We start from the raw sequence: 12,715 nt of genomic DNA on the forward strand, positions 1-12,715 counted from the left end.
TTCATACGGCGTTTAACCAATCTCTTATCGCTCCTACGCAATAATGTCATCAACGGTTCGGGCCACCACATATCGAGCCGGTGTCTCTGACCTTGCCCGCGAGTTCCGGATCCCATAGCTGAGACCGTTACGCAGCCTGCCTTTTCTGGGCGGCAAGCCAAGCCCGTTCGAATTGCATCGGACTGACATAGCCCAACGACGAATGAAGCCGCCGGTGGTTGTAGAACGTCAGCCAGTCGACGATCTCGTCCATGGCGTCGCGCCGGGTCTTGAAGCGTTTGCCGTGCAGCCTGCCCACCTTGAGCGAGCCCCACAGGCTTTCCGTGGGCGCATTGTCCCAGCAGTTCCCCTTGCGACTCATCGAGCTGCGCATGCCGTAGCCGGTCAGCGCCTTCTGGAAGTCGGCACTGCAGTATTGGCTGCCGCGATCGCTGTGGCATATCAGTCCCGGCGGCGGATGGCGGCGGAACCAGGCCATGTGCAACGCGTCAATCACCAGCTCGCGCCGCATGTGCGGCTGCATCGACCAGCCCACGACCTGGCGGCTGAACAGGTCGATGATCACCGCCAGGTACAGCCAGCCCTCGTCGGTGGCCACATACGTGATGTCGCTCGTCCACACGGCGTTCGGCGTGGCCGGCTTGAACTGCCGATCCACAAGGTTCGGCGCCACCGGCAGCTTGTGGTTGCTGTCGGTCGTAGCCTTGAACTTGCGCTTGCCTCGGGCGCGGATGCCGTGCAGGCTCATGAGCTTGCGAACGCGCTCCTTACCCACCCGAATGCCGCGTGCCAGCAGTTCCTTCCAGATCCGCGGCCAGCCGTACTCGCCACGCGTTTCGGCATGGATCGCTCGGATATGAACCAGCAGAGCATCGTTGCTGATCCCACGTCGTGGTCGTGCCTGGCGCACACGGTGGTCGTGGTACCCACTGGGGCTCACCCCCAGAACTGCGCACGCCACCGACACGGGCCAGCGCTTGCGGTTACGCTCGATCCAGGCGTACTTCACCCCCGCTCCTTCGCGAAGTACGCCGTCGCTTTTCCCAGGATGTCGCGCTCCATCTTGACCCGCGCCAGCTCCGCGCGCAGCCTGGCGATCTCCATCTGCTCTGGGCTCACCGGCTTGCTTCCAGCCCCCGCCAGACGACCGTCTCGGTCCGCACGGATCCAGTTGTGCAGCGTCTGTTGCGCAATGCCCAGGATCTTCGCCGTCGCCGCCATGCTCTGGCCAGCCTTGACCAGCCTGACCGCTTCCAGCTTGAACTCCAGCGTGTAGCGCGCTCTCGTTGCCTTCGTCACTTCCGTTCTCCTTGCCTGTATTCAACCACTCAGCAAGGGATCCGGTTTCCAGGGGCAAGGTCACTCTCGAACCTCCAATGCCTTGAAGTGCGCCTTCCCGCATTTGATCTTCGCGCTCTCCTTGTCGCCGAGATCGTCCATGAACAGGCTGCTCTTGGTCTCGACCACGAGGTAGAGCCGCTCGGCACCATCCTTCTCCACCAGAACTGCCCAGTCCGGGTTATACGACCCGAGCGGTGTCGGTACCTTGAACCAGCCGGGAAGCTTGGCGTAGACCTTGACCGCCTCGTTCTTCTCGAGGCCGTCCGCAAATGCGGCTTCCGTGCCCGAGTCGTAAACGACACTCTCGAATACGGACTTCCTGGTTTCGGTGAGCATGTTCCTGATGTAGCCGGTCAGCTCTTCCTGTTCGAAGAGCTCCTGCGCGTAGTAGTACTCATCGCCGAGCCGTTGGTACTTGATCCCATCCACGATCGCCAGCCGCTTGCATCGATTGATCGCTTCGGCGGCCAGCTCGATGAAGGCCTGCGGGTTCCGCTTGAAGTCATCCAATCTCCCGCAGCCAGTGAGGACGCGGCAGATGGTGCGACGCGTGAGCTGCGTGCGGTCCTGGAGCTGGGTGAGCAGGTCGGGAAGCTCGATGTCGGTTTCGTCCAGGACCACCGTTTGTGCGCCGTCACGTTCGGTCGCTTCCACGCCCCCCTTGCCAATGGCGATGTCCGCCTTTCGCCACTGCAACCGCGTTTTCGGAAGCGGCGGCGCGTCGCGCAGCGCCTTGATGCACGCCTCGACCAGCTTCTCGTTGTCGAATTCGACCCGGTAGGTGGTCTTGTCCTTGATCCGGTCCCACAGCGCCTTGAACTCCGGACTGTGGAGGATGGCCTGGCGCGGCCGCACCTGCCGGCGTTCGTCGGCGTTCTTGATCTCGAGGCGACCGGCGACCTTCGCGATGATGTCGGCGATCTGGGCATGGTGCGGACGGAACTCATCCGGCAGCTCGATATGGCCGTTGGCCAGCGCCTGTTTCAGGGACTCCTGAACCTTGCCGCGGGCGTCGATATACCCGGCCGACCTGAGATGCTCCCAGAGCGCCTTCGATTTTTCGAGCCCCAGTGGCGTCATCTCGCCGCTCTCAGAGGTAACCTTCACGGCCACGAAGTGGTGCGCTTCCAGGATGCCGAACCGGATGCCGGTCTCGGCCTCGATCTCCTTCTGCAGGTTCTCGGCGAATTGTTCGTAGCTTTCGGTCGCGATCACGGTCAACGTGTTGACATCGAACCCGCGAACGCGCTGGCCATCCTGGTTCACGCAAAGCCGCAGCCCCCGGCCGATGGTCTGCCGCCGCTCGCGCTCCGTCCTGATGTCGCGCAGCGTGCAGATCTGGAACACGTTCGGGTTGTCCCAGCCCTCGCGCAGCGCCGAGTGGGAGAAGATGAACTTGAGCGGGGTGTCGAAGGAGAGGAGTCTTTCCTTGTCCTTCATGATCAGGTTGTAAGCCTGCTCTGCCGCCTCGCGACCGGCTTGATTGCTCTCGGTCGTATCCACCGCGCGCTTGGACTTCTTGTCGATGGAAAAGTACCCCTCGTGAACCTCCTCTGCGGCGCGGCTCAGGTCTACTTCCTGGAACAGCGGCCGGTAGTCGGGATGGTTCGCGAGGCGCTTGTACTCCTCCTCGAAGATGCGCGCGTAGTCGCCTTTGACCGGATTGCCGTCGTCGTCGTACTGCCTGTACTTCGCGACTTCGTCGATGAAGAACAGGGACAGCACCTTGATCCCGAGCGGGCGCAGGCGCTTCTCCTTGTCCAGATGTTCCTTGATGGTGCGGCGGATCATTTCGCGCTGAACGGCCAGCGGATCAACGTCACCCCATGCCTGGCCCGGGCGCAGGTACTGCTCCCCGCCGGGCACCCGAAGCTCGAGGAACTCATTTCCTTTGGCAACGCAGATCTCGCCGATGCGACAGTCGCGGTAGATGGGACGGCGGGTCGTCTGCTCCAGGTCGTCGCCGTCGTACACGGTGACCTCGCGGCGCTGCACGCCGGTGGCTGTCTCCACATCCAGCTCCACCCTGGCGCTGATGCTGCCGCGTTTGTTGCTGACCGACACCAGACGCACGAACGGCCTGTTGTGCGCGTCTTCCACCGTTGCCGACGCGACCTCGATCTGCTTGACCAGCCGACGCTCGTAGGCGTCCACCGCGTCGAGGCGGTAGACCATGTGGTGCTTGTCCACGTGCGTGGCGGAGTAGCGCAGGGTGCAGAGCGGGTTCATGGCATCCAGCGCCTGCTTGCCCGCGCCCGTCAGCCCGCCGTCCACGCTCTGCGGCTCGTCCACGATCACGATCGGGCGCGTGGCCTTGATCAGGTCGATGGGCTTTTCACCGCCGGTCTTCTCGCTGTCCTTATAGAGGTTGTTGACGTCCTTCTTGTTGATGGCGCCGACCGTCACCACCATGATCTGGATGTGTGCGTTGGTGGCGAAGTTGCGCACCTGTCCGAGCTTGGCGGAGTCGTAGAGGAAGTAGTCGAAGGGCACGCCTGCGTAAAGGCTCCTGAAGTGATCCTCCATGATCTGGAGCGACTTGTAGACGCCTTCCTTGATGGCGATGGACGGCACCACGATCACGAACTTGGTGAATCCGTAGCGTTTGTTGAGCTCGAAGATCGTGCGCAGGTAGACGTAGGTCTTGCCGGTGCCGGTCTCCATCTCCACCGTGAAGTCGCCTGAGGCGAGCGTTTCGGACGGAGCGATGCCGTTGCGAAGCTGGATGGCCTGGAGGTTGGCCAGCAGTTCCTCGTCGAGCAGCGTCAGGCGGTTGCCGATGCCAAGGTCGTTATGCGCGAAGCCAAGGCGCATCTGCGTGTCCGCAGGGTCGCGCGTAACCGTGAATTCGGTGCGGCAGATTTCCTGCCCGCGAAACAGGTCGCAGACCGCCTCGATGGCCTGGAGCTGGTAGTCGAGATCGGGTTCGAAGTGCAGTTTCATGGGCGCGCGTACTCACAGACTCCGAACGTTGGTGATACCGTGCTGCTCGAGGATCGCGGCCATGTTGGTCTTGGCCACGTCGTCGGCGAAGGCGCTGTCGCGGAAAACGCAGGTCGTGTCGCCGGCGGGCGCGAGCGCCTTGTGCCAGTCCACGATGCCCTGCGCCAGCGCTTCCACTTCGGCCCGCTCGATCTTTGGCGCGAGGCATGCCATCAGCACGCCCCCGCCGACGGAGTGAACCTCCTTGCCGGCGAACGTGCGTGTCTCGATGGGGACGCAGAGGTCGAGGCCGAGCTTGAGCAGCAGCTCGTACAGCACATCGGACTCGGTGCGATCGGCCTTGATGTGTTCTATGGACTCAAGGAGCGTCTGGTCAAGGTTGTCGCGGTCGGGCTCCCACGCGCGGATGTTGCTGGAATCGAGCTTGAAGACACGGAAGCCGAGGTCGCCCGTGTACGTCGGGTTCTCGTCCTTGATCTTCTTTGCGGCGCGGCGGAGGCGCTCCTTGGTCAGCTCGGCGATGTTGCGAGGCTTATTGAGTTTGTCGCAGAAATCGGCGGCAACCTTCTGATCCTTGTTATCCGAGTCGAGTCGCTCTGGAAGCTGGGCGAGGATGTAGCGGCGATTGCCACCATCGGCGGCGTTCTGCGCCATGACAGCATGGCCGGTAGTGCCAGACCCAGCAAAGAAGTCCAAAACGACGGAATCCTTGTCGCTCGTGATCGATAACAGAAAGGATAGCAATTTAGTGGGCTTTGGATTGTCAAATAATTGCAATCCCATTAGATGCGCAAGCTCGGTCTTCCCGGTTCGAGTTCGTCCGAACCGATCGTCTATAAGAAGACTTCGCGGAATCGCTCCATCTTTGCGGTAGTTCTTTGTATAGACGTAACCATCCTTGAATACGAGCTCATCGTACCGTGCGGCGACGGTTTCCCTGGGGATGTCCTGTTTTTTGTGTGTGGGGCGGTTTCTGAATCTGTCCTCGTGTCGTTCAGCGTGGTGCGAGGGTGAAGCGGTCGCCGTATAGTATCGCGAACTGGTTCATCGCCGGGGGATGTCCTGTTTTTTGTGTGTGGGGCGGTTTCTGAATCTGTCCTCGTGTCGTTCAGCGTGGTGCGAGGGTGAAGCGGCCGCCGGGGGTATCGCGAACTGGTTCATCGCCGATTTCCACTCCTTGCTCGCCCGCTTCCAGTCCGCGGTGATGTTGCGCAAGGCCAGCCAGATCAGCTTGGTGGCCGCCTCGTCGCTTGGGAAGTGCCCGCGGCTCTTGATGATCTTGCGTAACCGCGAATGCACGCTCTCGATGGCGTTGGTGGTGTAGATGATCCGCCGCACTTCGGGCGGGAACGCGAAGAACGGGATCACCCGGCTCCACGCCCGCCGCCAGGCCGCGACCACGGTCGGGAAGCGCTGGCCCCACGGCCCTGCCTCGAACGCGTCCAGCGCGCGCTCGGCGGCCTCCGCGCTCGGTGCGGTGTAGATCGGCTTGATCGCCGCGGCCAGCGCCTTACGGTCCTTCCAGCTCGCATAGTCGAGGCTGTTGCGGATCAGGTGCACGATGCAGGTCTGCAGGGTCGTGGCCGGAAACACCGCCTCCAGTGCCTCCGGCAGGCCCTTCAGGCCGTCGGCCACGCCGATCAGCAGGTCCGTGACCCCGCGGGTCTTGAGATCGTTGAACACCTTCATCCAGAACTTCGCGCCTTCGGTGTTCTCGATCCAAAGCCCCAGAATGTCGCGGGTCCCGTCCGGCAGCACGCCCAAGGCCAGATACACCGCCTTGTTGCGCACCACGCCGTCCTCGCGGATCTTCACCCGCAGGGCATCGAAGAACACCACCGGGTACATCGGCTCCAGCGGCCGGGCCTGCCAGGCCCCCACCTCGGCCATCACCGCGTCGGTGACGGCGCTGATGAACTCCGCTGACACCTCGATGGCGTACATCTCGGCCAGATGGCCCTGAATCTCGCGCACCGACATGCCGCGGGCATACATCGAGATGATCCGGTCGTCAAAGCCGGCAAACCGGCGCTCATGCTTCGGGATCAGCTGCGGTTCGAAGCTGCCGGCCCGGTCGCGGGGCACCTCGATCCGCAGCGGCCCGCCGTCGGTCAGCACGGTCTTGCCGCTGCGGCCGTTGCGATGGTTCCCGCAGCCGCCCTCGGGGCTGGCCAAGTGCACGCCCAGCTCAGCCCCCAAGGCGCGCTCGATCACGGCCTTCTTCAGCTTCTGGAACACGGCCTCGACGCCGGCGGCGTCCATCGGTCCGGGGATCAGCTTCTCAAGCAGCTCGTCGGGAAGAATGGCGTCCGGCTTCGCGGCGGGGGTGGTCTTCTTGCGTGGCATGGGGGCTCCTGGAAGTCGTCATGGTAGGCCCCTCACACAAAAATCCTGACACCCTCTCCGCCGAAGTGGGCGAACGCCGCCTCGATGCCAGCGAACCAGGCGCTTTGGCGCTCGTGGCGGAATGCGCAGGCAAACCCCTTGCGTGAGTAGCCCAGTGTGGCCACAAAGAGGAACACCCGTACCGACTCGCCGCCGATCATCACGCGCGTCTGCCCAAAGTCGATCTGCATTTGCTCACCCGGCGCGGTCTCGAAGCGGATCGTCGCACGGCGACTCGCTTCGAGTTCCTGGCGGAACCCTCGGCACGCGCGCTCGACCGTGCGCAGGCTCGTGTCGATCCCAAGCTCCTTGCTCAACTGCTGACGCACCACGTCGCAGTTACCCCGGTGCTGCAGGTAGCGCTCCCGCAGCCATGCTTCATGACCGACCAAAACGCCGGTGCGCTGTGGCCGCTTATACGGCACCGGCCCACCCGCGTTCAGATACCGCCGCACCGTGTTGCGCGCGACGCCCAACGTCCTGGCGATCCGCTTCGCGCCCCACCCCGACTGCCCCAAGCGAACGATCGTCGTGATCGCTTCCGGCTCCAACATCTCCTGCACTCCGCAAACCACACGGCGCACAGGATCTACCTCAATGTGCTTCGTTTCCAACGATGGCCTCCTTGCGAACGAGGGGGTCAGTTCCTCGTGTCGCTAGGGGGTCAATTTACGGTGTCGCCTGACACCTAGGGAAACGCTGATCAAGTTGCAGCAGGGGTAGCGATGCGGGCTGTACGGGCTTGGGCGGCACGATTTTGCTCGCTCTGGCGGCCCCTGCGGGCCCGTTTTCGGGCCACCTGGCCCGCATTGGGCGCACTATGGGCGCACCAACGCCGGCACGCGCCGCGCGGCCATATACAGATTGACCATCGCTAGCGCCGTGAAGACGCGGTTGGCGTTCTTGGCAAGTCCGCGGTAGCGCACCTTGACGAACCCCCACAGGCGCTTGAGCACGTGAAACGGGTGCTCCACGCGCGCCCGAGCGCGGCTCTTGGTGCGGTTGCGCAGCCGCTCGGCCTCGTCCTGCCCGTCGGGCTTGCGCACGCGCCGGTTGGTGAAGTCGCGCGCCTGGGGTGCTGCCGCCTTGATGAGCGTGAGTCCAGACATAGGTGTTATCTATAGATACCCCTATTTTTCGGGGTGCAAGTTTCATATTGATGTCACATTCCACGAATAAACTGCACGCATGCCTAGCCGTATCGAACTTCTTTCTGCGGCAAATGTGCGTCATAAGCGCTCTCGCGCTGCTCGCAGGCAGAAACTTGCAAAGGTAACAACATGAAGTTGGAGAAGGACCGAGACGTCGTTCTGAGTCTCAAGGGAGTTTCCGTCCGCTACGGTGACTCGACCGTGGCCTTGCACCCGACGAGTCTGGATGTGAAGCAGGGAGAGTTTTTGGTGCTTCTGGGCGCCTCGGGCGCAGGGAAGTCCACCTTGTTACGAAGCATCAATGGACTGGTGCTGCCCACAAAAGGCGAGGTATCGATACCTGGCCTGGCAGGTGGGGTAGTCAACGCAAAGACGCTGAGAGAGCACCGCAAGCGCTGTGGGATGGTTTTCCAGCAGCATCATCTGATTGGACGTCAGTCGGTCCTCAGGAATGTTCTGATGGGAAAGCTCGGTGACAGGGGTGCATTCGCTTCGCTATGGCCGTGGAGCAAGAAGGACAAGCTGGAGGCGCTCACAGTGATTGAGCGTGTCGGGCTGCTCGAAAAGGCGCTCTCCCGGGCTGATGCCTTGTCTGGGGGGGAGCAGCAGCGCGTAGGCATAGCTAGGGCGCTAATACAGAAGCCACGAATCCTGCTGGCCGATGAGCCTGTTGCCAGCCTGGACCCGGTAACCGCACATAGCGTGCTCACCTTGTTGCATGAGATCTGCAAGAAGGACCACCTCACCGCAATCGTGAGTCTTCACCAGGTGGAGCTCGCGCGCTCGTTTGCAGACCGAATCATTGGGCTCCGCCAGGGAGCTGTTGTATTCGAGGGTAGGGCAGAGCAGCTGAGTCCTGATGTTGTGCGGAACCTCTATGCAAAGCAGTCCAACGCTTCCAACACGAGTGCGTCCACTGATAGCCCCCGAACTCTTCAATCCAGTCAAACCAAGGAGCTCTTGCCATGCTGAATCGCCGTAACTTCTGTCTTGTTGTCAGCGCAGCTTCTTTTGCTGCACTCCTTCCTCTGTGGGCTCATGCGCAGGGAAAGGATCCATCAAAGCTTCGTGTCGCCCTTCTTCCAGATGAGAACGCTGCCAGCATCATCCAGAACGCGCAGCCTCTTAAGCGCTATCTTGAACAGCGGCTCAAGAAGGATGTTGAGATTGTGGTGACTACCGATTACTCCTCGATGATCGAGGCAATGCGGTTCGGTCGGATTGAGGTAGCGTACTTTGGACCGTTTTCGTACGTTTTGGCCAAATCTAAGGCGCCCGGGATTGAGCCCTTTGCGGTGGGCGTTGAACGTGGGTCGCCCACATACCAGTCGGTCTTCATCGCAACGGCCGGAGGGCCGGTGAAAACGCTTGAAGACGTGCGCGGCAAGCCCTTCGGATTTGGCGACCAGGCGTCCACATCAAGCCACCTTGTACCACGTGCACACCTGCTCAAGAAGTACAAGCTTGATGGTGAGAAGGACTATCGGCCAGTTCACCTTGGGGCACATGACGCGGTCGCACGTGCGGTGCAGTCGGGTCAGATTCCAGCCGGGGCTCTGTCCAAGCCGATTCTGGACAACCTCATCGCTCGAGGAAGCATTGATGCCACGAAGATTGTTCAGCTTGACCTTTCTGCTCCCATTCCAAACTATCCGGTCGTCATGCAGGGGGACCTCAAGCCTGAGCTCAAAGCTGCCATCCGCTCTGCCTTTCTGGACATGAAGGATGCTGAGGTGCTCAAGGCGTTTCGTGTCCAGGCGTTTGCCCCCACTGATGACGCTGCATATGACGTCCTTAGGGATACCGCAACCATCCTGAAGCTTGATTTGGGCCGTATGCAATGACCTCGGCTGCATTCGAGAACATCATCAGTCGCGACAAGCGGGAGCAGTTCATTGGACTGCGCAATACAGCGTTCGTCCTTCTGGTTTGCCTTGTAGCCCTGTACGTCACGGGGTTCTTCGATGCACAGCGGTTCATCGAAGGCGCCCCGGCTGTCAAGCAGCTCTTATCTGAGATGGTCCCTCCCAACTTCGACCGCTGGGAGCACTGGGTCATCCCGCTGAGGGACACCTTGGCGATGTCGATTGCCGGCACAGCACTGACTATCGTGCTTTCACTTCCGCTGGCGCTCCTGGCGGCTCCAAACACCACCCCCAATCCTTTGGTGGGAAGAGTGGCCAGAGTCATCCTGGCGGCATTCCGGTCTGTGCCTGAAATTATCCTGGGCATTCTGTTCGTCGCGGCCGTTGGTTTCGGCGCTCTGCCGGGTGTGCTGGCGTTGGCCCTGCATTCCACGGGCATGGTAGCCAAGTTCTACGCCGAAGCCATAGAGCACGTGGACCCGAAACCTCTGGAGGCCGCTAAGGCCGCGGGCGCAAGCCGGTTTCAGGTCATCACCCATGCTGTGTTACCGCAGGTTTTGCCCCAGTTGGCGGACATCACCATCTACCGATGGGAATATCACTTTCGCGCATCGGCAGTGATGGGCATCGTGGGTGCGGGCGGCATCGGCTTCGAGCTGATGGCAGCACTTCGCCTTGTCAAGTATGACGAGGTCTCAGCCATTTTGCTGTCCATCCTCATATGCGTGCTCGTGGTCGACGGCATTGGGTCGGCGCTTCGCAAACATCTGAAATAGAAAGAGAGAGGAAGGTAATGATGCCGAAAATTGTGGTGACGCAGCCCATCCATGAAGAGGTACTGGCGCGTCTTATGCAGGTTGGTGAAGTGGTGATGAATCCCGGTCCTGAGCCGTGGAGCGAGGCCGAGCTCCACCGTCATCTGAAGGATGCCGACGCAATGATGGCTTTCATGTCTGACTGGGTAGATCAGCGAACCCTGTTGCACGCTCCCAGGCTCAAGACCATCGCTTGCGCCCTGAAGGGGTATGACAACTTTGACCTGAGGGCTTGCGCACAAGCCGGGGTGACCGTCACCTTTGTTCCTGACCTCCTCACAGAGCCCACAGCCGAGCTGGCCATCGGATTGGCTATTGCTGCTGGCAGGAACGTGCTTCAGGGTGACGCCGCTACAAGAGCAGGCTACTCTGGGTGGAGGCCAGCTCTATACGGAACCGGGCTTCATGGGTCGGTGGCCAGCGTGATCGGTCTCGGAAAAGTTGGGCAGGCCATATTGGCGCGACTCGCGGGCTTTGGCTGCGCGCGGCTGCTTGGTGTAGACCCAAATGTGCGTCTAGATCAGGTCGAACTGGTCACGCTCGATGAGGCTTTCAGCACATCGGACTATGTGTTCCTGGCAGTGCCTCTTGTTAGCGATACGCGCCACCTGGTTGACTCCAGGGTGCTTCAACTATCGAAAAAGGGCCAGATCCTTGTAAACGTGGGTAGGGGGTCTGTGGTCGACGAAAGGGCGGTTGTCGATGCCTTGGCGAATGAGCAACTTGGCGCGTACGCCGCTGACGTCTATGAGATGGAAGATTGGCTACTTCCAGACAGACCTCGCGAAATTCATCCGGGATTGATCAACAACCCCAGAACAGTACTCACTCCCCACATCGGCTCGGCTGTGAGACGCGTACGGTTCGAAATTGAAATGCGGGCTGCTGAGAACCTAGTCCGCTCACTCAGGGGCGAGAGTTTGAGTGATGTTGCTGTCGAGGCCAGCGCGGCAGCATAGGTATGGTTGCTCGGCGGTTTGCACGCCAGCTGAAATGGGCGCGGCTTCAGAGCCTATGTCCTATGGCTGGGTGCAACCTGCCCGTGTGATGCCATTCTGCTCGCCAAGGGGAAATGACTTGAGTCATCATCGAAGTGGTTTAGCGATGATGTTCTCTGCACGGCGCAGCTCATGGGGTAAGCCCAAATGGGCGCATGGCAAACACCAGATACTTCGAGGGGTCAGGCTACAACACTGATCGTTCTTGGCCTCTGATAGTGGTTTCAACCCAGGACGTTTCAGCTGAGGTCATTACATTCGGGCACTTCGCAAAACCCCATTTCCGAGAGCTGAACCGAAATAAGGGCGCCCGCGTCACTCGGTTCGGGGTTCTCGGTGCCGCTCAGGCCCCGTCATCGCAGCCTTGGCGGGCGCCCGAGGCCCTGCAAAACGGCGTTTGCAGGCTGCAGCGGGCGCACCTCTGCCTTCATCGCGCACACCCGCACGGGTCATCGGCTACGGGCATCTGTGCGACCCGAAGCACCCGCCGATCACGGAAGGCGAGGCCGAGGCCTACCTCGCCCAGGATCTGAAGGTGGCGCTTGCTGCCACGTTGCGGTACTGCCCGGTGCTGGCCGCGGAGCCCGAGGGACGGCTGGCGGCCATTACAGACTTCACGTTCAACCTCGGCGCCGGGCGGCTGCAGACATCGACGCTGCGGCGGCGGGTCAATCAGCGGGACTGGTCAGCCGCCGCCGCTGAACTTCGCCGGTGGGTGTACGGCGGTGGCAGGGTGTTGCCAGGACTTGTTGCTCGACGGGAAGCCGAGGCGCGTCTTCTCGTGCACGGGTAACAGATCCGGGAGCAGGGACGTGCATGCATTATGTGCATTGACGTGATAAATTATGCTCTTGACGCATCAACGGCTAAGGCAATGGCGATCACCAGCGTGGGAGAACTGGTCAAAGCCGCCCGCAACGGGCGCAGCCAGAAAGAGTTCGCTGCCTTCCTGGGCGTGAAACAGTCCTCGGTGAGCCGCTACGAGAGCGGCAAGGCAAGCCCACCGATCCGAGTGATCGAGCAGTGCATGCAGCTGGTGCATGCGGCAAACGCGGAAGACGCCCCCACCGCCGACCAACTGGCAGAACGCATTCGCGCCGCCCTGGCGGACCCCGACCTGCGGCAGGCGCGCTTGGCGCTATCTCGGTTGGTGGATGCCTTTGTGTCCGAACACGCGCAGACTCGCGTTACGCGTGCTGCGCCTCAATGATCACTGG

At 61.4% G+C, this 12,715-nt stretch carries 11 protein-coding genes and 2 pseudogenes; 6 read left to right on the forward strand and 7 right to left on the reverse strand.

The genetic code is table 11. From position 1 onward, the window contains the following. Nucleotides 1-127: 127 nt before the first annotated feature. From ACPYIS_RS04920 to ACPYIS_RS04950, 7 genes and pseudogenes are all read right to left on the reverse strand, one after another. Nucleotides 128-1,299 (reverse strand): IS3 family transposase gene (locus ACPYIS_RS04920; protein WP_424859250.1). Its coding sequence is split into 2 segments (ribosomal slippage): nt 128-1,044 and nt 1,044-1,299, totalling 1,173 coding nucleotides; the frame shifts between segments, so codons are not numbered across the junction. A gap of 60 nt (nt 1,300-1,359) precedes the next feature. Then, nucleotides 1,360-4,284: a type III restriction-modification system endonuclease gene (locus ACPYIS_RS04925; protein ID WP_425973928.1), complete on the reverse strand. Its 2,925-nt coding sequence runs from the start codon at nt 4,282-4,284 to the stop codon at nt 1,360-1,362. A 12-nt stretch (nt 4,285-4,296) separates the two neighbouring features. Then, nucleotides 4,297-4,938, reverse strand: a complete 642-nt coding sequence (locus ACPYIS_RS04930) for a hypothetical protein (RefSeq protein ID WP_424895005.1) — start codon at nt 4,936-4,938, stop codon at nt 4,297-4,299. Beyond that, nucleotides 4,939-5,229 (reverse strand): annotated as a pseudogene (locus tag ACPYIS_RS04935) (DNA methyltransferase); the annotation flags it as partial. A 99-nt stretch (nt 5,230-5,328) separates the two neighbouring features. Further along, nucleotides 5,329-6,630, reverse strand: a complete 1,302-nt coding sequence (locus ACPYIS_RS04940) for an IS256 family transposase (RefSeq protein ID WP_425973930.1) — start codon at nt 6,628-6,630, stop codon at nt 5,329-5,331. A gap of 32 nt (nt 6,631-6,662) precedes the next feature. Continuing rightward, nucleotides 6,663-7,223, reverse strand: a complete 561-nt coding sequence (locus tag ACPYIS_RS04945; protein ID WP_425973932.1) for a helix-turn-helix domain-containing protein — start codon at nt 7,221-7,223, stop codon at nt 6,663-6,665. Between the two features lie 264 nt (nt 7,224-7,487). Then, a pseudogene (locus ACPYIS_RS04950) lies at nt 7,488-7,763 on the reverse strand (transposase); the annotation flags it as partial. 186 nt (nt 7,764-7,949) lie between these two features. On the opposite strand from ACPYIS_RS04950, the gene phnC reads away from it, so the two are divergent. From phnC to ACPYIS_RS04980, 6 genes are all read left to right on the forward strand, one after another. Further along, on the forward strand, nt 7,950-8,792 hold the full coding sequence (phnC, locus tag ACPYIS_RS04955) for a phosphonate ABC transporter ATP-binding protein (RefSeq protein ID WP_424859873.1): 843 nt from the start codon (nt 7,950-7,952) through the stop codon (nt 8,790-8,792). After that, nucleotides 8,786-9,664, forward strand: a complete 879-nt coding sequence (gene phnD / locus ACPYIS_RS04960) for a phosphate/phosphite/phosphonate ABC transporter substrate-binding protein (RefSeq protein WP_424859872.1) — start codon at nt 8,786-8,788, stop codon at nt 9,662-9,664. The genes phnC and phnD overlap by 7 nt, the downstream gene beginning before the upstream one ends. After that, nucleotides 9,661-10,461, forward strand: coding sequence for a phosphonate ABC transporter, permease protein PhnE (phnE, locus tag ACPYIS_RS04965; protein ID WP_424859871.1), 801 nt, complete (start codon nt 9,661-9,663; stop codon nt 10,459-10,461). Before phnD ends, phnE begins: the two co-directional genes overlap by 4 nt. A 17-nt stretch (nt 10,462-10,478) precedes the next feature. Then, entirely contained in the window at nt 10,479-11,459 is a 981-nt protein-coding gene (locus tag ACPYIS_RS04970; RefSeq protein ID WP_424859870.1) for a phosphonate dehydrogenase, read from the forward strand. 436 nt (nt 11,460-11,895) lie between these two features. Then, nucleotides 11,896-12,291: a lysozyme gene (locus tag ACPYIS_RS04975; protein ID WP_424859869.1), complete on the forward strand. Its 396-nt coding sequence runs from the start codon at nt 11,896-11,898 to the stop codon at nt 12,289-12,291. 81 nt (nt 12,292-12,372) lie between these two features. Continuing rightward, nucleotides 12,373-12,708: a helix-turn-helix domain-containing protein gene (locus ACPYIS_RS04980; protein WP_019562218.1), complete on the forward strand. Its 336-nt coding sequence runs from the start codon at nt 12,373-12,375 to the stop codon at nt 12,706-12,708. The last annotated feature ends 7 nt before the right edge of the window (nt 12,709-12,715 follow it).

The sequence above is a fragment of the Tepidimonas sp. HKU78 genome (assembly GCF_049860815.1).
Classification (GTDB): domain Bacteria; phylum Pseudomonadota; class Gammaproteobacteria; order Burkholderiales; family Burkholderiaceae_C; genus Tepidimonas.

Excerpts from the sequence above, each read along its gene's own strand:
- ACPYIS_RS04970 (WP_424859870.1), top strand. The coding sequence starts at position 10,479 with ATGATGCCGAAAATTGTGGTGACGCAGCCCATCCATGAAGAGGTACTG.
- phnC (WP_424859873.1), top strand. The coding sequence starts at position 7,950 with ATGAAGTTGGAGAAGGACCGAGACGTCGTTCTGAGTCTCAAGGGAGTT.
- phnE (WP_424859871.1), top strand. The coding sequence starts at position 9,661 with ATGACCTCGGCTGCATTCGAGAACATCATCAGTCGCGACAAGCGGGAG.
- ACPYIS_RS04980 (WP_019562218.1), top strand. The coding sequence starts at position 12,373 with ATGGCGATCACCAGCGTGGGAGAACTGGTCAAAGCCGCCCGCAACGGG.
- ACPYIS_RS04940 (WP_425973930.1), bottom strand. The coding sequence starts at position 6,630 with ATGCCACGCAAGAAGACCACCCCCGCCGCGAAGCCGGACGCCATTCTT.
- ACPYIS_RS04925 (WP_425973928.1), bottom strand. The coding sequence starts at position 4,284 with ATGAAACTGCACTTCGAACCCGATCTCGACTACCAGCTCCAGGCCATC.
- ACPYIS_RS04930 (WP_424895005.1), bottom strand. The coding sequence starts at position 4,938 with ATGGCGCAGAACGCCGCCGATGGTGGCAATCGCCGCTACATCCTCGCC.
- phnD (WP_424859872.1), top strand. The coding sequence starts at position 8,786 with ATGCTGAATCGCCGTAACTTCTGTCTTGTTGTCAGCGCAGCTTCTTTT.
- ACPYIS_RS04945 (WP_425973932.1), bottom strand. The coding sequence starts at position 7,223 with ATGTTGGAGCCGGAAGCGATCACGACGATCGTTCGCTTGGGGCAGTCG.